At 70.1% G+C, this 19,649-nt stretch carries 20 protein-coding genes; 12 read left to right on the top strand and 8 right to left on the bottom strand.

Annotated elements, in window-relative coordinates; genetic code table 11:
- The first annotated feature begins 432 nt into the window (after positions 1-432).
- Positions 433-1,734: a threonine synthase gene (thrC, locus tag CEK66_RS11195; protein ID WP_152236966.1), complete on the top strand. Its 1,302-nt coding sequence runs from the start codon at positions 433-435 to the stop codon at positions 1,732-1,734.
- A gap of 37 nt (positions 1,735-1,771) precedes the next feature.
- Here the strand turns inward: thrC and CEK66_RS11190 are convergent, their stop codons facing one another.
- Together CEK66_RS11190 and CEK66_RS11185 are read right to left on the bottom strand one after the other, a co-directional pair.
- Positions 1,772-2,086 carry a hypothetical protein gene (locus CEK66_RS11190; protein WP_017912246.1) on the bottom strand — a complete coding sequence of 105 codons (315 nt, stop codon included), beginning with the start codon at positions 2,084-2,086 and terminating at the stop codon, positions 1,772-1,774.
- 303 nt (positions 2,087-2,389) lie between these two features.
- Positions 2,390-3,145 (bottom strand): helix-turn-helix domain-containing protein, encoded by a 756-nt coding sequence (locus CEK66_RS11185; RefSeq protein ID WP_017912245.1) that lies wholly within the window; start codon positions 3,143-3,145, stop codon positions 2,390-2,392.
- A gap of 111 nt (positions 3,146-3,256) precedes the next feature.
- Between CEK66_RS11185 and hisS the strand changes: the two genes are divergently transcribed.
- Positions 3,257-4,657, top strand: coding sequence for a histidine--tRNA ligase (hisS, locus tag CEK66_RS11180; protein ID WP_152236965.1), 1,401 nt, complete (start codon positions 3,257-3,259; stop codon positions 4,655-4,657).
- 117 nt (positions 4,658-4,774) lie between these two features.
- Here the strand turns inward: hisS and CEK66_RS11175 are convergent, their stop codons facing one another.
- Positions 4,775-6,025 (bottom strand): hypothetical protein, encoded by a 1,251-nt coding sequence (locus CEK66_RS11175; RefSeq protein WP_226978578.1) that lies wholly within the window; start codon positions 6,023-6,025, stop codon positions 4,775-4,777.
- A 189-nt stretch (positions 6,026-6,214) separates the two neighbouring features.
- On the opposite strand from CEK66_RS11175, the gene CEK66_RS11170 reads away from it, so the two are divergent.
- From CEK66_RS11170 to CEK66_RS11125, 10 genes are all read left to right on the top strand, one after another.
- Positions 6,215-6,541 carry a YerC/YecD family TrpR-related protein gene (locus CEK66_RS11170; protein WP_152236964.1) on the top strand — a complete coding sequence of 109 codons (327 nt, stop codon included), beginning with the start codon at positions 6,215-6,217 and terminating at the stop codon, positions 6,539-6,541.
- A gap of 9 nt (positions 6,542-6,550) precedes the next feature.
- On the top strand, positions 6,551-7,465 hold the full coding sequence (hisG, locus tag CEK66_RS11165) for an ATP phosphoribosyltransferase (RefSeq protein ID WP_152236963.1): 915 nt from the start codon (positions 6,551-6,553) through the stop codon (positions 7,463-7,465).
- The gene (hisD, locus tag CEK66_RS11160; RefSeq protein ID WP_152236962.1) at positions 7,462-8,757 is read left to right on the top strand and encodes a histidinol dehydrogenase; all 1,296 of its coding nucleotides are present in this window, start codon (positions 7,462-7,464) and stop codon (positions 8,755-8,757) included. Before hisG ends, hisD begins: the two co-directional genes overlap by 4 nt.
- Positions 8,754-9,854, top strand: a complete 1,101-nt coding sequence (hisC, locus tag CEK66_RS11155; RefSeq protein WP_152236961.1) for a histidinol-phosphate transaminase — start codon at positions 8,754-8,756, stop codon at positions 9,852-9,854. The genes hisD and hisC overlap by 4 nt, the downstream gene beginning before the upstream one ends.
- Entirely contained in the window at positions 9,851-10,924 is a 1,074-nt protein-coding gene (gene hisB / locus CEK66_RS11150; protein ID WP_152181167.1) for a bifunctional histidinol-phosphatase/imidazoleglycerol-phosphate dehydratase HisB, read from the top strand. Before hisC ends, hisB begins: the two co-directional genes overlap by 4 nt.
- A 28-nt stretch (positions 10,925-10,952) precedes the next feature.
- Positions 10,953-11,555: an imidazole glycerol phosphate synthase subunit HisH gene (gene hisH / locus CEK66_RS11145; protein WP_043091911.1), complete on the top strand. Its 603-nt coding sequence runs from the start codon at positions 10,953-10,955 to the stop codon at positions 11,553-11,555.
- Entirely contained in the window at positions 11,552-12,286 is a 735-nt protein-coding gene (gene hisA / locus CEK66_RS11140; RefSeq protein ID WP_017913326.1) for a 1-(5-phosphoribosyl)-5-[(5-phosphoribosylamino)methylideneamino]imidazole-4-carboxamide isomerase, read from the top strand. The genes hisH and hisA overlap by 4 nt, the downstream gene beginning before the upstream one ends.
- Entirely contained in the window at positions 12,280-13,056 is a 777-nt protein-coding gene (gene hisF / locus CEK66_RS11135) for an imidazole glycerol phosphate synthase subunit HisF (protein WP_152236960.1), read from the top strand. Before hisA ends, hisF begins: the two co-directional genes overlap by 7 nt.
- A complete protein-coding gene (hisIE, locus tag CEK66_RS11130) occupies positions 13,046-13,669 on the top strand; it encodes a bifunctional phosphoribosyl-AMP cyclohydrolase/phosphoribosyl-ATP diphosphatase HisIE (protein ID WP_152236959.1) in 624 nt (207 codons plus the stop codon). The genes hisF and hisIE overlap by 11 nt, the downstream gene beginning before the upstream one ends.
- A gap of 77 nt (positions 13,670-13,746) precedes the next feature.
- Entirely contained in the window at positions 13,747-15,330 is a 1,584-nt protein-coding gene (locus CEK66_RS11125) for a calcineurin-like phosphoesterase family protein (protein WP_193312634.1), read from the top strand.
- Positions 15,331-15,566: 236 nt separating this feature from the next.
- On the opposite strand, the gene CEK66_RS20815 is transcribed toward CEK66_RS11125, so the two are convergent.
- The 5 genes from CEK66_RS20815 to CEK66_RS11100 form a co-directional block, all read right to left on the bottom strand.
- On the bottom strand, positions 15,567-15,908 hold the full coding sequence (locus CEK66_RS20815) for an STY0301 family protein (protein ID WP_152236968.1): 342 nt from the start codon (positions 15,906-15,908) through the stop codon (positions 15,567-15,569).
- 532 nt (positions 15,909-16,440) lie between these two features.
- Positions 16,441-17,505, bottom strand: coding sequence for a C13 family peptidase (locus tag CEK66_RS11115; RefSeq protein ID WP_152236967.1), 1,065 nt, complete (start codon positions 17,503-17,505; stop codon positions 16,441-16,443).
- Positions 17,506-17,557: 52 nt separating this feature from the next.
- Positions 17,558-18,256, bottom strand: coding sequence for an acireductone synthase (mtnC, locus tag CEK66_RS11110; RefSeq protein ID WP_152236957.1), 699 nt, complete (start codon positions 18,254-18,256; stop codon positions 17,558-17,560).
- Between the two features lie 3 nt (positions 18,257-18,259).
- Entirely contained in the window at positions 18,260-18,826 is a 567-nt protein-coding gene (locus tag CEK66_RS11105) for an acireductone dioxygenase (protein WP_152236956.1), read from the bottom strand.
- Positions 18,827-18,919: 93 nt separating this feature from the next.
- Positions 18,920-19,561 (bottom strand): methylthioribulose 1-phosphate dehydratase, encoded by a 642-nt coding sequence (locus CEK66_RS11100; RefSeq protein WP_017912143.1) that lies wholly within the window; start codon positions 19,559-19,561, stop codon positions 18,920-18,922.
- Between the last annotated feature and the right edge of the window lie 88 nt (positions 19,562-19,649).

Below are 19,649 nucleotides of genomic sequence, written 5' to 3'. Positions count from 1 at the left end.
CACCTGTAGGACAGTTGACTTCCAGGTTCTTCGCGTTTGATTTACAAATCTCAAGCAACAGCAAAGGCTTTCGCCTGGCGGCGAGTCACTTTTCTTTGCTTGTGCAAAGAAAAGTAACCAAAAGAAAGCACACCCCGCAGCGCGCCCTCCGCGCTAACGCGCTCCGGGTCCGCAGCCACGACGGGCATTTTTCGACGGCACATCCATGTGCCGGCGAAAAACGACGCGCATCCTGCGCGTCGCCCTTCGGGTGTTCGCCCGCCGTGGCTGCCGCGCCGAGGGGCCCCCGGTAAAGCAGAAGCGCAACAGCCAAAGCAACAGCAAGCGCAACAGCAAGAGCAACAGCAAGCGCAACAGCAAGAGCAAGAGCAACAGCCAGAGCCAGAGCCAGAAATGCCAGTGCGACCGAACTTCCCTGCCACCGGAACCACCATGAACTTCATCTCCACCCGTAACGCCGCTCCCGCCGTTTCGCTCAGCCAGGCCATCGCCGCCGGGCTCGCCCCCGATGGCGGCCTGTACGTCCCCGAGCGCCTGCCCGCCGCCCGCGACCTGCGCGCCGGTGCCAGCCTCGCCGAGACCGCCGCGGACCTGCTGGCGCCGTTCTTCGATGGCGACGCTCTGGCTGCGGAACTGCCGGCCATCTGCGCGGAGGCCTTCGACTTCGCCGCGCCGCTGCAGCCGCTGGCCACGCCCGGCGACCACGCGCTGGAGCTGTTCCATGGGCCGACCGCCGCGTTCAAGGACTTCGGCGCGCGCTTCCTGGCCGCCTGCCTGACCCGGCTGCGGCGGGGGGCGGAAACGCCGTTGACCATCCTCGTCGCCACCTCCGGCGATACCGGTGCCGCGGTCGCGGCCGCGTTCCATCGCCAGCCCGGGTTGCGCGTGGTGGTGCTGTATCCGGACGGGCGCGTGTCGCCGCGGCAGGCGCACCAACTCGGCTGCTTCGGCGACAACATCCAGGCGCTGCGCGTGGCCGGCTCGTTCGACGATTGCCAGGCGCTGGTCAAGCAGGCCCTGAACGACGCCGACCTGCAGGCGCAAGCGCCGCTGAGTTCGGCCAACAGCATCAGCCTGGGGCGCTTGCTGCCGCAGATGAGCTACTACGCACATGCAGCCCTGCAGCACCATGCCGCGCATGCGCAGCCGCTGAATTTGGTGGTGCCCACCGGCAACCTGGGCAATGCGCTGGCCGCGATCCTGGCGCGTGCGCTGGGCGTGCCGCTGGGCCGGATCGTGCTGGCGACCAATGCCAACCGCGTGCTGCCGGACTTCTTCGCCGGCGCCGACTACGCGCCGCAGCCCAGCGTGGCGACCCTGGCCAATGCGATGGACGTCGGCGCGCCGAGCAATGTCGAGCGCCTGCGCTGGCTCTACCAGGGCGACGACGCCACGCTGCGCACCCAGTTCCAGGCGTACTCGGTGGACGATGCGCAGATCCGCCAGACCATCGGCGAGCGCTTCCGCCGCTACGGCGAGGTGCATTGCCCGCACACCGCCACCGCGCTGCACGTGCTGCAGCAACTGCGCGCCGAAGGCGCGGAGGCCGACGCCGGCGATTGGGCGGTGGCGGCCACCGCGCATCCGGCCAAGTTCGAAGGGGTGGTGGAGCCGCTGATCGGCCAGCCGGTGGCCGTGCCGCCGGCCTTGGCGGCGCTGCTGCAGCGGCCCGCGCAGGCCGAGCCGATCGCGCCGGACTACGCGGCGCTGCGCGCGCGGCTGCTGGCCGGCTGAGCAGCGCAGGCCGGGGCGCGCGAGCGCGCCCGACGGCTCAGTCGGACGGCTGCAACCGCTGCCAGGCGGCCAGGACGATGCCGCGGACCTGCAGCCAGTCCAGGCGCGAGCGCGGATGGTCGCGCAGGAACACGTCGCGCAGTTGCGCGACCACCTCTTCCACGCGCTGGCCGTGGTACTTGAGGTAGGCATCGTAGGCCAGCTTCAGCGCCGGCTCGTAGTCGTGGAACGTGTAACCGGGCTGATGGAAGGGGCTGTGTGCGTAATGCGCCTTCCAGAACTCCAGTTCGCGCTCGCGGTCCAGCATCACGCAGGCGCGCGAGGCGTGTTGCATCTCGATGGCGACGGCCATGTTGGCCCTCCGAGTGGTCCCCCCACCGGCACCGCGGCGGCGCCGCAGGTGTGTTGCGCACGCAGTGTATGCCGGTCGGGCGTCGCCGCCGCGATGGCCGGCTGAAGCGTTCAGAGCTGGCGGTGCGGCAGTGCTGCACGCGGCAGCAAACCGGTGATCGGTTGGCCGCCGGCGGGCGGGCGCTGCACGGTTGTCCACACGCGATGTGGAGCGTTGCTCTGGAATCCTGTGGATAAGTGGCCAGGCACCGCATGGCGTCGGTGCCTCGATCGGCGTGGCGAAAAAATCGCCACGCCGGTCCGCTCAGTCTTCGTCCGACGCCAGCCGGTGCAGCGCGGCGAAGTCGCGGATCTCCACCACGTGCAGTTGCGGCAGCGCGATCAGGCCCTGCTGGCGCAGCTTGGTGAAGGTGCGGCTGACCGTCTCCATGGTCAGGCCGAGATGGTCGGCGATGTCGCCGCGGCCCATCGGCAGCACCACCTTGTTGCCGGCATCGCCCTGGCGCGCCGCGCGGGCCGCCAGCTTGAGCAGGAAGTCGGCCAGTTTCTCGGCCGGCTGCAGCCGCGCCAGCGACAGCGCCGCGTCCTGCGCCGCATCCAGCTCCAGGCAGGCGCGTTGCAGCAGCTTGCGCTCCAGGTGCGGGAACTGCGTGCGCAACTGCTGCATCTGCGCCACCGGCACCCGGCACACCCGGCTGTCGGCGATGGCTTCGATATCGTGGCGGTGCCTGGCCGATTCGCTCAGGCCGACATAGTCGCCGGGCAGGACGAAACCGGCCACCTGGCGGCGTCCGTCGGCGAGGGTGCGGACCAGGCGCAGCGCGCCGGCGGTGACGGTGTAGACCGCCTGTCGTGCCTCGCCGGTGCGGGCCAGAGTGGCGCCGGCGGCGTAGTGCAGCGAGGTCGTGGCCCGTTCCAGCGCCTGCACCTCGTCGCAGGCCAGCGCCGAGCAGATCGCCAGGTGGCGGACCGCGCAATGCAGGCATTCGTTGCCGCGCGGTTCGCGCGGGGCGGACGCGTCGGCGTAGGGCAGGGCGAATCCGGAAGGAGGCCTGTTCATGGGCGGGGCAGCGGCTTCGGCACCGGCGAATGATACGCCGATGCGGCCGCGCGTGGCCGGTGCGGCTAGAATTGGCGTCCCGCTCGCCCCCGAATCGCAGGAGTTCCGCACGTGATCAAGCCCCGTACGCCGCCCGGCATCATGGAATTGCTGCCACGCGAGCAGATCGCGTTCCAGCGCATGCTGGACGTCATTCGCCGCAATTACGAGCGGTTCGGGTTCCTGCCGGTGGAGACGCCGGTGTTCGAGCTGTCCGACGTGCTGCTGACCAAGTCCGGCGGTGAGACCGAGCGCCAGGTGTACTTCGTGCAGTCCACCGGTGCGCTGGCCAATGCCGCGGCCGAGGGCGGCGAGGGCGGGCTGCCGGAGCTGGCGCTGCGCTTCGACCTGACCGTGCCGCTGGCCCGCTACGTGGCCGAACACGAGCACGAGCTGAGCTTCCCGTTCCGGCGCTACCAGATGCAGCGCGTGTACCGCGGCGAACGCGCCCAGCGCGGCCGCTTCCGCGAGTTCTACCAGTGCGACATCGACGTGATCGGCAAGGATGCGCTGAGCATCCGTTACGACGCCGAGGTGCTGGCGGTGATCCACGCGGTGTTCGCCGAACTGGGCATTGGCGATTTCGCCGTGCAGTTGAACAACCGCAAGCTGATGCGCGGTTTCTTCGAGAGCCTGGGCGTGGCCGAGGGCGAGCGCCAGCTCGCGGTGCTGCGCGAGGTCGACAAGCTGGACAAGCGCGGCGCCGACTACGTGCGCGAGACGCTGGCTGGCGAGGGCTTCGGCATTCCCGCCGAGCAGGTGCAGCGCATCCTCGATTTCGTCGCGGTGCGCTCCAGCGGCCACGACGATGCGTTGGCGCGGCTACAGGCGCTGGAGGCCGATGCGGCGTCCAGTGCGACCCTGCGCGAGGGCGTGGCCGAACTGCGCGAGGTGCTGGCCCTGGTCAAGGCGCTGGGCGTGCCGGAGACCGCGTACTGCCTCAATTTCTCCATCGCCCGCGGCCTGGACTACTACACCGGCACCGTCTACGAGACCTTGCTGACCGACTACCCGCAGATCGGCTCGATCTGCTCGGGCGGCCGCTACGAGGACCTGGCCAGCCACTACAGCAAGTCCAAGCTGCCCGGCGTGGGCATTTCCATCGGCCTGACCCGGTTGTTCTGGCAGTTGCGCGAGGCCGGCCTGATCGACGGCATCGCCTCCAGCAGCGTGCAGGCCATGGTGGCGCTGATGGACGAGGCCAAGCTGGACGACGCGCTGGACATCGCGCGGCGCCTGCGCGCCGGCGGCATCAACACCGAAGTGCAGATGGAGCCGAAGAAGATCGGCAAGCAGTTCCAGTACGCGGCCCGTGCCGGCATCCGCTTCGTGGTGCTGGCCGGCGACGACGAGCTGGCGCGCGGGGTGGTCGCGGTCAAGGACCTGCTGCGCGAGCAGCAGTTCGAGGTCGCCCGCGACGAACTGGCCAGCACGCTGCAGGTGGAGCTGGAGCAGGCCAAGGTGATGGCCTGAGTCTGGTGGCGGCGGCCGGCGACGGCCGCCGCGCTGTGCGAGATCTTCGTGGGAGCGGCTTCAGCCGCGACTGGCATGGCCGGTGATCCCGGCCACGGCCGATCCCAAAAACGCAGGCTACAGCAGGCCGGCACCCTGCAGCATCGCCTTGAGTGCACGCCGCTGCTCGCCATCGTCCGCCGGCCAGCCCTGCACTTGCGCGACGACCTTGCCGTCGCGCACCAGGAAGAACGTGGGCATGCGCCACTCGCGCGGCAACAGCGGCCATTCCTCCACGTCGTAGAGCGGATGCAGCGGCGTCTGCGACTGCGCCTGGTTCCAGGCGCGCAGCGCCTCCAGGTCCTCGCTGCCGGGCGGCAGGGTCAGCCACAGCGCATGGCGGCGGAACGCCGGACCCAGTTCGGGATCGGCGGCGATGGCGCGCGCGGCGTCGGCGGCGAAATGGCAGCCGGCGGTGACCAGGATCTGCGGTGGCCCCAGATCGATCCGCTGCCGGCGCAGGGTGCGCCCATCGGGTTCCAGCGACCACAGCGTCGGCCCCTGCGCGGCCGCGCCCAGGCGGTCCTCGAAGCGCAGCCAATGCGGCCAGTCGGCGCTGCCGCCATCGGCCAGCAGGCGCCGTGCGTCTTCCACGCGATGCGCGAGCAGCAGCGCGTTGCCGGCGTCGTCCACCTGCGCCGCGCTGGCCTGGCCGCGGCGCCGCAACTGCGCCAACACCTGCAGTTGCGTGTCCAGCCCCGCCGGGGTGGGGCGCAGCGCGTAGGTCGCGACGACGGCCCGATACAGAAGATCCAGCGTGGTCGCGTCCGATTGCGCGATGGCGGCGGGGTCGAATGCTTCGGGCAGGGCGCTGCGCACTGCGGGCCAGGGATCGCGTCCAGTGCGACCGAGGCCGTCCAGATTCCGGTGGTAGCCGTTGTAGCGACGCTCCAGGTCGCCGATCGCGGCGGTGGGCTCGTGGACGCGCGGTTGCGTCGCCCAGTGCGGCAAGCTTTCCGCGTAGCGCTCGACCCCGAACAGCGCCAGCAGCGCCCGGCCCTGCGTGCGGGTCAGCTGCGGCAGGTCCTGCGTATCGAATCCACCCAGGCCATTGCGGCCGAACACGAGACCGTCGAGGAAGCGTTCGCGGGCGCCGGGCGTGAGCGCGTCCAGCGGCGTGCGCTGGCCTGCATGGGCGCGCAGGTAGGCGGCGAGCTGCGCGCTGGAGCGGATCGGCAGTTGCTCCACAGTGGCCGCGGTGTCGGCGTTTGCGGCCCCCTGGGCGGGAGGCGCCGGCGGCGGCTGCGCCGCTGCCGACATCGCCATGCACAGGACAAGGGCGGCAAAACACGCATTGCGCATGCGGTACTCCAGAGCGGCGGCGGTCATCGCCGATCCTAGCGGCCGCCGGGCGATCCTTCCATCCGCCGCGGGAGGTGTCTGCGCGCAGCGTGAGGCCGGATCGCGGCAACGCACAGGGCGCCAGAGCGCGCAACAGGATGGCCCGGAGGCTGAACGCCAGGTCGCCGCGGCCCGCGCAAACTTGACCTTGTAATAGCGTGCTATTACATTAGCGCAATGAAACAACGTCCCGTCCCTGCAGCAGACCGCGACAGCGACGCCTCGTTCAAGGCGTTGGCGCGCACCCTGGCCCAGCTCGGCAAGCCGCAGGAAGTGGCGGCGTTCCTGCAGGACCTGTGCACGCCGGCCGAGCTGGAGGCGATGGCGGACCGCTGGCGGGTGGTGCCGCTGCTGCTCAAGGGCGTGCCGTACCGCGAGATCCACGACCTGACCCAGGTCAGCGTCACCACCATCGGCCGTGTCGCACGGACCCTGGAATACGGCGCCGGCGGCTATGCCGCGGCGCTGCGCCGGCAGACGGCGCGCCCCTCCGATTCCCACTGAGATGTCCTGATGAGTGCTTCCCTGGCAGCACCGGCCCGCGACCGGCTGCGTATCGCGATCCAGAAAAGCGGCCGCCTGGCCGAGCCGGCCCGTGCGGTGCTGGCCGCCTGCGGGCTGAGCTGGCGCGAGAGCCGCGACAAGCTGTTCTGCTACGGCGAATCGTTGCCGGTCGACCTGCTGCTGGTGCGCGACGACGATATTCCCGGGCTGATCGCCGACGGCGTGTGCGACTTCGGCATCGTCGGCCGCAACGAACTCGAAGAGCAGGCCGGCGAGCGCCGCCGCAACGGCTTGCCGGAGGCCTATCGCGCCCTGCGCGGGCTGAACTTCGGGCAGTGCCGGCTGATGCTGGCGGTTCCGGAGAGTTGGGAGTGGAGCGGCCCGCAGCAGGTGCAGGGGCTGCGCATCGCCACCAGCTACCCGGCGGTGCTGGCCGACTGGCTGGACGCGCGTGGCATCGCCGCGCAGGTGGTGGAGCTGTCCGGCTCGGTGGAGATCGCGCCGCGCCTGGGCACCGCCGACCTGATCTGCGATCTGGTCTCCAGTGGCGCCACCCTGGCCGCCAACCAGCTCAAGCCGGTGGAGACACTGCTGGAGAGCGAGGCGGTGCTGGCCGGTCCGGTCCGCGAACCGGCCGATGCCCGCGCCGGCCTGGCGGCGATGCTGCTGCGCCGGCTCGACGGCGTGCTCAAGCTGCGCGACAGCAAGCTGCTGATGTTCCGCGCCGCGCGCGAGCGCGTGGCCGACCTGGCGCGGTTGCTGCCCGACGCCGAACCGCTGGTGCAACTGCCCGGCGATGCCGATGGCCCGCTGCAGTTGCAGACCATGTGCCACGGTGCGATCACCTGGCAGCGCATGGAGGAACTGGAGCGCGCAGGTGCGCAGGGCTTGATGGTGTTGACGGTGGAGCGGTCGCTGGCATGAATCGTTTGGAATGGAGCGCGCTCGACGCGCAGGAACGCACCCAGGCGCTGACCCGGCCGGTGCAGCGCGTGGCCGAGCAGACCCGCAACGCGGTGGCGCAGGTGCTCAATGACGTGCGCAGCCGCGGCGACGACGCGCTGCGCGAGCTCACCGCGCGTTTCGACGGCGTGGTGCTGGAGACCTTCGAAGTGAGCGCCGCCGAGTTCGCCGCCGCCGAGGCGGCGGTGCCGGCGCCGCTGCGCGCGGCGATGGCCGAGGCGGCGGCGCGGATCGATACCTTCCACCGCGCCGGCATGGCGCAGCCGTACGCGGTCGAGACCGCACCGGGCGTGGTCTGCGAGCGCGTGGTGCGGCCAATCGGCCGGGTCGGCCTGTACGTGCCGGCCGGCAGCGCGCCGCTGCCGTCGACGGCGCTGATGCTGTGCGTGCCGGCGGCGCTGGCCGGCTGCCGCGAGGTGGTGCTGTGCACGCCACCGCGCGCCGACGGCTCGGCCGATCCGGCGGTGCTGGTCGCGGCGACGCTGTGCGGCGTGGACCGGGTGTTCAAGCTCGGCGGTGCCCAGGCGATCGCGGCGATGGGCTTCGGCACCGAGACCGTGCCGTCCTGCGACAAGCTGTTCGGCCCGGGCAACAGCTACGTCACCGAGGCCAAGCAGCAAATCGCGCAGGCCGGCGCGGCGGCGATCGACATGCCGGCCGGGCCGTCCGAGGTGCTGGTGATCGCCGACGCCGGCGCCGATGCGGCCTTCGTCGCCGCCGACCTGTTGTCGCAGGCCGAGCACGGCCCCGACTCGCAGGTATTGCTGCTGTCCGACAGCGCCGTGCTGATCGAGGCGGTCGAGAACGAACTGGAGCGGCAGCTGGCGACGCTGCCGCGCGCGGCGATCGCCCGGCAGGCGCTGGCCGCGTCGCGGCTGATCCGCGTCGACACGCTGGAGGATGCGTTCGCCATCAGCAACCGCTACGCCCCGGAACACCTGATCCTGGCGCTGCGCGCGCCGCGCGACTGGCTGGACCGGGTCGAGGCCGCCGGCTCGGTGTTCCTGGGCGACTACACTCCAGAGGCGCTGGGCGATTACTGCAGCGGCACCAACCACGTGCTGCCCACCAGCGGCGCGGCGCGTGCCTACAGCGGCGTGAGCGTGGCCAGCTTCCAGAACTTCGTCAGCGTGCAGAGCGCCAGCGCCGCCGGCATCGCAGCGATCGGCGGTTGCGCGGTGTTGATGGCGCGCGCCGAAGGCCTGGACGCGCACGCCAATGCGGTGGCGCTGCGCATGGAGAAGGCGGCATGAGCCAGACTTCAGACGCACGCGCCGTGCTGGCGCTGGTCCGCCCGGACCTGCGCGAGTTCGCCGGCTATTCGTCCGCGCGCAGCAGTGCGCTGCAGGGCGAGATCTGGCTCAATGCCAACGAGTCGGCCTGGGCCAACGCCGCCGATGGCGACGCCGGCAATCGCCGCTATCCCGACCCGCAGCCGCCGGCGCTGCGCGCCGCACTGGCGCAGCTGTACGCCTGCACCCCGGAACAGGTGCTGCTCGGCCGTGGCAGCGACGAGGCCATCGACCTGCTGCTGCGCGCCCTGTGCGAGCCGGGCCGCGACGCCATCGTCATCACCCCGCCGGTGTTCGGCATGTACGCGGTGTGCGCGCGGCTGCAGAACGCGCGCGTGGTCGAGGTGCCGCTGCGCGATACCGCCGAAGGCCTGCTGACCGACGTGGACGCAGTGGTGGACGCCGCATTGAGCCAGATGGCCAAGCTGGTGTTCCTGTGTTCGCCGGGCAACCCCGGCGGTGCGGCGATCGCCCTGGCCGACATCGATCGCGCCGCCGAGCGTCTGCAAGGACGTGCGGTGCTGGTGGTGGACGAAGCCTATGGCGAGTTTTCCGACGAAGCCTCGGCCACCCGCTTGCTCGCGCGCCATGCCAACCTGGCGGTGCTGCGCACGCTGTCCAAGGCGCATGCGCTGGCGGCGGCGCGGATCGGCTGCGTGATCGCCGATCCTGCCCTGATCGCGGTGCTGCGCCGCTGCCAGGCGCCGTATCCGATTCCGGCGCCGTGCACGCAGCTGGCGCTGGCCGCGCTGCAGCCCGAACCGCTGCGGCAGACCGCGGCGCGGGTGCAGGAGGTGCGGGCAGAGCGTGCGCGGATGCAGGCGGCGCTGGCGGCGTTGCCGGGCGTGCGCCAGGTGTATCCGTCGCAGGGCAATTTCCTGTTGCTGCGCTGCGACGACGCCGAGGGCGCGTTCCAGGCGCTGTTGGCGGCCGGGGTGGTGGTGCGCGACCAGCGCGCCGCGCCGGGCCTGGGCGATGCGCTGCGCATCACCCTGGGCACGCCGGCGCAGAACCAGCGCGTGCTCGGCGCCTTGCAGGCGTGGAGGGCGGCGGCATGACCCCGATCCTGTTCGTGGACCGCGACGGCACCTTGATCGAGGAGCCGGCCGATTTCCAGATCGACGCCTACGAGAAGCTGCGCTTCGTGCAGGGCGTGATCCCGGCGATGCTCAAGCTGCGCGACGCCGGCTACCAGTTCGTCATCGTCACCAACCAGGACGGCCTCGGCAGCGAGGCCTACCCGCAGGCCGCCTTCGACGGCCCCAACGACCTGATGCTGCAGATCTTCGCCAGCCAGGGCATCGTGTTCCGCGAGGTGCTGGTCGACCGCAGCTGGCCTGCCGACAATGCGCCCACGCGCAAGCCCGGCATCGGCCTGATGCTGCCGTACCTGCAGGACCGCAGCATCGACTGGGCGCGCTCGGCGATGGTCGGCGACCGCGTCACCGACATCCAGTTCGCCGAGAACCTGCGCATCCGCGGCTTCCAGTTGCGTACCGCCCAGTTCGGCGGCGAGTGGGACTGGGCCGGCATCGCCCACGAGCTGGCCGATGCGCCGCGGCGTGCGCGGGTGCAGCGCGACACCAAGGAAACCCGCATCGCGGTGGAACTGGACCTGGACCTGGCGCGCGACCCGCACTGCGCCACCGGTCTGCCGTTCTTCGACCACATGCTCGAGCAGATCGGCAAGCACGGCGGTTTCGCCCTGGACGTGCGTGCCGAAGGCGACCTGCACATCGACGAACACCACACCATCGAGGACACCGGTCTGGCCTTGGGCCAGGCGTTGCGTCAGGCGCTGGGCGACAAGCGCGGCATCGGCCGCTACGGCTTCACCCTGCCGATGGACGAGACCCTGGCCAGCGCCGCGCTGGATTTCAGCGGGCGCCCGTACTTCGTGTTCGAAGGCGAGTTCAAGCGCGAGCGGGTCGGCGACATGCCCACCGAACTGGTACCGCACTTCTTCCGCTCGCTGTGCGATGCGGCCGGGCTGAACCTGCACCTGAGCGTGCGTGGCGACAACGACCACCATAAGGTCGAGGCCTGCTTCAAGGCGCTGGCCCGTGCCTTGCGCCAGGCGCTGAAGCGCGAGGGTGCGGCGCTGCCCTCGACCAAGGGGGTACTGTGATGCGCGCGGGTTTCGCAGAGAGCGTGCGATGAGCGATGTCGCCCTGATCGATGCCGGCGGCGCCAACCTTGGTTCGGTGCGCTACGCGCTCGAACGCCTCGGCGTGGAAGCCAGGCTGGTGCGCGACGCCGCAGGACTGCAAGGCGCGGACCGGGTGATACTGCCAGGTGTCGGTGCCGCGCCGCACGCGATGGCACGGCTGCGCGAGCAAGGTCTGATCGAGCCATTGCGCGCGCTACAGGTGCCGCTGATCGGCATCTGCCTGGGCATGCAGTTGCTGTTCGAGCATTCCGAAGAAGGCGATGTCGATTGCCTGGGCCTGCTGACCGGCGTGGTCCGGCGCATGCCGCCGGCGCTGGGCATCCGCGTGCCGCACATGGGCTGGAACCGGCTGTTGCCGCTGCGGCCGTCGTCGCTGCTGGCGGGCGTGCCGGACGGTGCCAGCGCCTATTTCGTGCATGGCTATGCCGCACCGGTCACAGGCGACACTGTCGCCGCCTGCGATCATGGCGGCCTGTTCACCGCGGTGGTGCAGCATGGTCGCCGCTGCGGCGCGCAATTCCATCCCGAGCGCTCCGCCGACACCGGCGCGCGCATCCTGCGCAACTTCCTCGAGACCGATTTCCCATGAGCTTCGTCGTCTATCCTGCCCTGGACATCCGCGACGGCCGCGTGGTGCGGTTGGCGCAGGGCGACTACGCCCGCGAGACCCACTACGGCGACGATCCGCTGCGCCGCGCGCAGGCCTTCGCCGAAGCCGGTGCGCAGTGGATGCACCTGGTCGACCTGGATGCGGCCCGCGCCGGCGGCTATACCCTGGCACCGCTGCTGCAGCGGATCCGCAACGAGACCGGGCTGCAGGTGCAGACCGGCGGCGGCGTGCGCTCACGCGCCGACGTGCAGCGCCTGCTCGATGCCGGCGCCAGCCGCGTGGTGATCGGCTCGCTGGCGGTACGCGACCGCGAGTCGGTGCTGGAGTGGTTGGCCGAATTCGGTCCCGAGCGCATCACCGTGGCGCTGGACAGCCGCCAGGACGCGCACGGCGTCTGGCGCCTACCGGTGCACGGCTGGACCGAGACCTCGTCGCTGAGCCTGGACGCGCTGGCCGGCGAGTACGCCGCGGCCGGCCTGATCCACCTGCTGTGCACCGACATCGCCCGCGACGGCATGCTGTCCGGGCCGAACCTGGCGCTGTACGCGCACCTGCGGCAGCTCGCGCCGGCGTTGGCGGTGCAGGCCTCCGGCGGCATCCGCAACGCTGCCGATGTGCGCGGCGCGCGCGAGGCCGGCTGCGCCGGTGCCGTGCTCGGCAAGGCCTTGCTGGAAGGGCGGCTGCGCCTGGACGAGGCGCTGGCATGCTGAGCCGGCGCATCATCCCGTGCCTGGACGTGCGCGAGGGGCGCGTGGTCAAGGGCGTCAAGTTCCGCGACCACGTGGACATGGGCGATATCGCCGAGCTGGCGCTGCGCTACCGCGACCAGGGCGCCGACGAACTGGTGTTCTACGACATCGGCGCCAGTCCGGAAGGGCGCTCGGTGGACTACGCCTGGGTCGAGAAGGTGGCGCGGTTGCTGGACATCCCGTTCTGCGTGGCCGGCGGTATCCGCGACGTCGCCACCGCGCGCGCGGTGCTGCACGCCGGCGCCGACAAGATCTCGATCAACTCGCCGGCACTGGAGCGGCCGGCACTGATCGCCGAGCTGGCCGAGGCCTTCGGCGTGCAGTGCGTGGTGGTCGGCATCGATTCGATCCGCGAGGACGACGGCCAATGGCGCGTGCGCCGCTTCACCGGCGATCCCAGCAAGACCCAGGCGCTGCGCGTGCGTACCCTGGACTGGGTGGTGGAGGCGCAGCGCTTGGGCGCCGGCGAGATCGTGCTCAACTGCATGGACAGCGACGGCGTGCGCCGCGGCTACGACATCGCCCAGCTGCACGAGGTGCGCGCCCTGTGCAAGGTGCCGCTGGTGGCCTCCGGCGGCGCGGGCGAGATGCAGCACTTCGCCGACGTGTTCGAGCGTGCCGACGTCGACGGCGCGCTGGCCGCCAGCGTTTTCCATGGCGGCGCGATCGCCATTCCCGAACTCAAGCGCTTCCTGCGCCAACGACAGATCGAGGTGCGCGATGGCGCATGAACACTCCCACGACGCGGACGCCGCCGATGCGGCGCTGGACTGGGGCAAGGGCGATGGCCTGCTGCCGGTGGTGGTGCAGGACGCCGCCACGTTGCGCGTGCTGATGCTGGGCTACATGAACCAGGAGGCGCTGGCGGCCACGCGCCGCAGCGGCCAGGTCACCTTCTACAGCCGCAGCAAGCAGCGGCTGTGGACCAAGGGCGAAAGCTCCGGCCATGTCCTGGACGTGGTGGCGATCGACACCGATTGCGACCGCGACACCCTGCTGGTGCTGGCGCATCCGCGCGGGCCGACCTGCCACCTCGGCCGCGACAGCTGCTTCCCGCAGGCGCCGGGCCAGTTCCTAGGCGCGCTCGACCGCCTGGTCGCGCAGCGCGAACGCGAGCGGCCGGCCGGCAGCTACACCACGCAGCTGTTCGAGAAAGGCACGCGGCGCATCGCGCAGAAGGTGGGCGAGGAGGGCGTGGAAACCGCGCTGGCCGGCGTCGCCCAGGGCGACGAGGACCTGCTCGGCGAGTCCGCCGATCTGCTCTACCACCTGACCGTGCTGCTGCGCGCACGCGGCCTGGGCCTGGGCGACGCGGTGGCCGTGCTGGAAGCGCGGCACCGCTGAGTCTGTCCGGCGCGGTCATCGCCGTGTCGATGTCGTTGGCTACAATCGGGGACCCTCGGCTTCTCCGGATGTTCCGCATGCTGCGCACCGTCGTCCTTGCCTGCCTGTTGGCCGCCGCCGCTCCCGCCGTGGCGCAGACCGCGACGATCAGCGGCAGCGTCTACCAGGAACGCGATAACGCCCCAGGCCGCGGCCCGGGCGATGCTGGCATCGCCGGCGTGCAGGTGTCCGACGGCGTGCACATCGTCCGCACCGACGCGCAGGGCCGCTACCGCCTGCAGGTGGAGCCCGGCCGCACGGTGTTCGTGATCAAGCCCGATGGTTACAGCTTCGCCAGCGCCGGCAACGGCCTGCCGGACTACTGGCGGCATTACGCGCCCGCCGGCTCGCCCACGCTCAAGTATCCGGGCATCGCGCCCACCCGCGGCGCCACCGACCACTGGGACTTCGCGTTGCGCGCGCAGCCCAAGGCCGACAGCACCGAGGTGCTGGTGTTCGCCGATACCCAGACCGCGTCGATGACCGATGTCGGCTACTACGCCCGCGACATCGTCGCGCCCTTGCGCGGCAAGACCCACGCGCGCATCGGCACCACCCTGGGCGACGTGGTCAGCGACGACCTGTCGCTGTATCCGGCGCTGAATGCGGAAACCGCCAAGCTCGGCGTGCCGTGGTTCCACGTGCCCGGCAACCACGACCTCAACTTCGACGCGACCGACGACGTCGATTCGCTGTCGAGCTGGCGTGCGGTCTACGGTCCCGACACCTACGCGGTGGAAGAGGGCGGCGCCAGCTTCGTGTTCCTGGACGATGTGGTCTACCAGCCGACGCAGCAGCCCAAGTACATCGGCGGCCTGCGCGCGGACCAGTTCGCGTTCCTGCAGGCCTACCTGGCCAGCGTGCCCAAGGATCGACTGGTGGTGCTGGGCCTGCACATCCCGCTGTTCGATGCGGCGCCCGGCAAGGAGACCTTCCGCCATGCCGATCGCGCGCGGCTGTTCGCGCTGCTGCAGGCGTTCCCGCATGTGCTGGTGCTCAGCGGCCACAGCCACACCCAGCGCCACTATTACCACGGTGCCGACGAGGGCTGGCACGGCGCGCAGCCGCTGCACGAATACAACGTCGGCGCGGCCTGCGGCGCGTTCTGGTCCGGGGTCAAGGATGCCGAGGGCATTCCCGCCGCGACCATGGCCGACGGCACCCCGAACGGCTATGCACTGTTGACCGTGCGCCGCGACGGCGGCTATGCGCTGGCCTACCACGCCGCGCGTGCCGCCGACGACACCCAGATCGGCCTGCATGCGCCGAAGGTATTGCGCCGCGGTGCCTATCCGGCCTGGGGCGTGTACGCGAACGTGTACATGGGCGAGGACGACACGCGCGTCGAGTACCGCGTGGACGACGGCGCCTGGAAGCCGATGCAGCGGGTCGAACAGCCGGACCCGACGCTGCTCGCCGAGAACGCGCGCGACGATGCCGCCGATGCGCTGCGCGGCTACGATCGGTCGCCGGAAGCGATTCCGTCGCAACACCTGTGGCGCGGCGCCTTGCCGACCGACCTGAGCGTGGGTGCGCACCGCATCGAGGTCCGCGCGTTCGACCGCTGGCGCGGCGAGCAGCACGCCAGCGGCAGCTATCGATTGCAGGACGCCTCTCCCTGATCGCGCCGCGGTTGCGACGCTGGCGTCGCGTCCTGGCGACGCCAGTTCAGTCGCGACCTAGGTTCTTTTGACCGCCGTCCTGGGCGGTACCCGGCACACGCGGGCGCTGGGCGAAGTAGAACCGGCTGTTGTCGTTGTCGTTGGCGATGACGCCGAGGAGCCGATCGGCGCCAGCATTGGCGAATGTGCCGCCGTTTGTCCAGTTCGGCGCGCCGTCCCAGGAGCCGTGCCAGCTTTCATCTGCAAGTTATTCGAAGGACATGCTTTGCATTGATTGAATAACTGCACTGTTCCACACGGTTCGCCAGTTTTACGTCATGCGTTTGCTTGTCCGCGTACCTGCAGCGTACGGTGACGAATCGGCCCTCATCGTAGATGTAGCCCAGAACCCAATGGCCGTATCGCTCCTTTGCCACGTCGGGCTCAAGCGTTGCGAGATCCTGTGGTTCTCCATCGAATGCATCGATGGAGCGAAGTGGCTGATCCTGTCGAATGGGGCAGACCGAAGGCGCGGCGAGCACGGTACTCCAGGCAAAAAGGCAGAGTAGAAGAGCGGCAACTCGCTTGCTCAATGGCATAGACGTTGTTTCCATTGTTTGTAGCTCATATCTGCGCTGCCGTGCCTGCGGATCCGTCAGTATCAAGTCGGGCGCGGCGAAGACCCATTCTTCATCGGATACGTCGGTTGGCGTGGTGGCTTCATCGCCTACGATAGCCGCGTGAACTCCAAGTTCATAACACGCTCTAGGCTTGGCCACTGCTGAGAACAACTACACCCTCGACCTGCTGAGACGGTTGTGGACCATCGCTGCGGCGCGGTCCGGCTTACTACCGGTCTGGAGTCGGCATGAAACAAAAAAACCTCCATGAAGGAGGCCTATAAAACGAGAGGATCCTGGCTGGCGAGCGAAGGCTGGCGGGCGGATCGGTGCGCAGCTGGCTGGCGAAAGGCTGGCGGGCTTGCTGCGGGGCGCAGTGTAACGGCTGCACGCGATCGGCGATCGAATGCGAATTACTCTCATCTATGGGGTTCCTGCGGACTCCTGCTCCAGGCCCAGGGCGCACCGAGCGTTGGAGTCTTGCGTGCGCTGCTCGACGGAGCAGGGCCGCTCACTGCGTGGGAGTGGCAGTCGATGGCGGTAGCGCCGGTTTTGCGGGCGTCGGGGGGGGGGGAGTGGTTTGCGTGGTCCCGGGCGCGTGGTCCGGTTCGCCATCGGTCGCAGTCATTGCGTCGTCCGCATCGGGTTCCGGATACGGATAGACCGGTGCGGCGGCGTTCGGCAACTGCGCGCGCCAGTGCTGCAGCCACGCGTCGATGCGCGCGCCCACGTACAGCTGCGGATACGACGGCGCCTCGCCTTCGGCCTGCTCGCGTGCGCTGATCTCGGCACTGGCCAGGCGATAGCTGTCGACCAGGTCGGTGGTACGCGCCAGCGCGTCGATCAACCAGGCGCGGCCGAAATAGGTGGCGCTGGCGGTGTTGCCGCAGCCGAACGAGGGCCGGTCGCGACGGGCGGCGGTGATCACCAGGGTGTCGGCGGTCTTCAGCGCCGGCACGAAGCCGCCGGAGTAGCAGGCGGAGATCACGATGATGCGGTTGCGGATGCCGGCGTCGTCGAGCAGGCGGCGCAGTTCCTGCGGGGTGATGGTGTCGTACTCGGCATCCTCGCCGGGGCCGAACTGCAGATACAGCTCGTGCTGGTCGGTGCCGTGGCTGGTCAGGAACAGCAGCAGCGCGTCCTCGCGCTTGTCCATCAGCTTGCCGATGCGGTCCAGCGTATCGGCCAGGTTGTCGTACGAGGCCTGCGGCGCGTAGGCGTGCGCGCCGAGATTGTCGCCGTGGTTGATCAGGGTGGCGATGCGGCCAGCGGCGCCAAAGCGCTGCGTGAACATCTGCCGCAGGTACAGCACTTCGTTGCGGAACACGTCCTCGCTGGCGTCGCCGGCGAAGCCGACCACGTACAGGTCGGGGATGCCGGGGCGTTGCGCCTGCAGCGACCCCAGCGCCTGGCGCAACTGCGCCTGGTCGACCGGATCCTGCGCCGCCTCGTCCTGCGCGGTGTCGGCCGCACCGGCCGGCATGGCGCCGGCATCGGAATGGCAGGCGGGCAGCGCCAGCGCCAGCAGCGCGGCGGGCAGCAGTCGGCTGCGCACCACGGCAAGCGGGCGCCGCATCGCCGCCAGGGCGGCCATCAAGGCAGCGACAGGCCTGCGCATGCGCGGGGACTCAGAAGCCCAGGTCGTCGAAGCTCTCCGCGCGGCGGTGGCCGTTGCAGGCCTCGCCCTGGCGCGGTTGCGGGTAATCGTCGCGGCGGTCGATCAGCACCGTGTCCAGGCCGGCGGCGCGGGCCGCATCCAGTTCGGCGACCACGTCGGACAGGAACACGATCTGCGCCGGCGCCACGCCGATCGCCTCGGCGATGCGCGCGTAGCTGGGTTGCTCGCGCTTGCCGCCGATCTCGGTATCGAACCAGCCGGAGAACAGGCCGCGCAGGTCGCCGGCGTCGCTATGGCCGAAGAACAGTTTCTGTGCCGGCACCGAGCCGGACGAATACACGTACAGCGCGCGGCCGTCGGCATGCCAGCGGCGCAGTGCCGGCGCGGCATCGGGATAGATGTGCGCGGTGAAGTCGGCATCGCGGTAGCCGGCTTCCCAGATCATGCCCTGCAGCGCCTTCAGCGCGGTGTGCTTGCGGTCCTCGTCGATCCAGCCCTGCAGGGTCTCCACGATCACCGCATCGGTGCAGATGCCGCCGCATTCGGTGGCGACCGCATCCAGCCACTGCCGCACCTGCGGCTGCTGGCCGTGCTCGCGCACGAAGCCGGGCAGGGCGCGGCGCGCGTACGGGAACAGCACGTCCTTGACGAAGGAGATGCTGCTGGTGGTGCCTTCGATGTCGGTGAGTACGACGCGCGGACCGGTCATCGCTCAGTGCGCCTCGCCGCGCAGCTTCGCCTCGTAGCGCGGGAAGCGCTGAGCGATGTCGGTGCCGGTGAAGTGGCCGACCCAGCCATCCGGCTCGGTGAAGAAGCGGATCGCGACGAAGCGCGGCTCCGGCCCCATGTCGAACCAGTGGTGGGTGCCGTCGGGCACGGCGATCAGGTCGTCCTGCACGCATTCGATCTCGTAGACCTTGCCGTCCACGTGCAGGGTGAACAGGCCGGAGCCGGCGACGAAGAAGCGCACCTCGTCTTCCTTGTGGAAGTGCTCGTCGAGGAACTTCTTGCGCATCTCCTCGCGCTGCGGGTTGTCCGGGGCGATGCTGACCACGTCCACGGTTTTGAAGCCGTTGGCGGCGACCAGGCGGTCGATGTCGGCCTTGTAGGCGGCCATGACCGCTTCCGGCGAGGCGCCGGGCTCGATCGGCTGTTTGGCCTGCCAGCGCTCGAAGGTGACGCCGATCTTGCGCAGTTCGGCGGCGATCGCGTCGCCATCGCGGCTGTCGAACAGCGGCGCGTCGGGAGTGGTGTCGGCGAAGATGCGGAGTCGGCTCATGGCGGCGGGCGAAAGCGGAGTGGGGACGAAAAGGGTAGCAGGTGCGCGGCCGGCGGCCGTTGCGGCGCTGGAACGCTGTCGCGCCGCGGCGGATCAGCCGGCGGCGCGCAGTTTGCGCAGCTCCAGCTCGCAGTGCAGCAGGAACTCGAAGGCTTCGAGGTGGCGGCGCGCTTCGGCCATGTCGCGGCCCCAGGCGTACAGGCCGTGGCCGTCGATCAGGTAGCCCCACAGCGGCGTGCGATCGAGCAGGGCGTCGACCTGCGCGGCCAGCACGGTCATGTCCTGGGTGTTGGCGAACACCGGCAGGTCCACCGCGGTCTCGTGGGTCTGGTTGCCGTGCAGCGCCTTCAGCAGCTCGTAGCCTTCCAGGCGGATATGACCCTGCGGCGCATACAGGCGCGAGGCGATGGTCTGCACCGGCGAGTGCGTGTGCAGAATGCAGCCGACCTCGGGGAAGCGCCGGTACAGCTGGGTGTGCAGCAGGGTCTCGGCGGACGGACGCAGCGGCCGGCCGACGGCCTGGCCGTCGAAGTCCACCACCATGATGTCGTCCTCCACCAGCCGGCCCTTGTCGCGACCGGAGACGGTGATCGCGGCATGGCGATCGTCCAGGCGGTGCGAGAAGTTGCTGCTGGTGGCGGGCGTCCAGCCGGCCTGCGAGAGTTCGCGGATGTTGTCGATCAGCAGGTGCGCCAGCGTGCGCAGGCGCTCGGAATCGTAGGGCAGTGCGTTCATGCGCGTAGTGTAGGGCTTGGGGGTTGGATTGGGATGACAGGTGGTGGTGCACCCAGTAGCACCTCCTCACGCCGTACCCTCACCCCAA

The organism is Xanthomonas sp. LMG 12460 (assembly GCF_009192895.1).
In the GTDB taxonomy this organism is placed as follows: domain Bacteria; phylum Pseudomonadota; class Gammaproteobacteria; order Xanthomonadales; family Xanthomonadaceae; genus Xanthomonas_A; species Xanthomonas_A sontii.
Note: the sequence above shows the minus strand (reverse complement) of the source record. Positions and strands in the feature narration are given on the sequence as shown.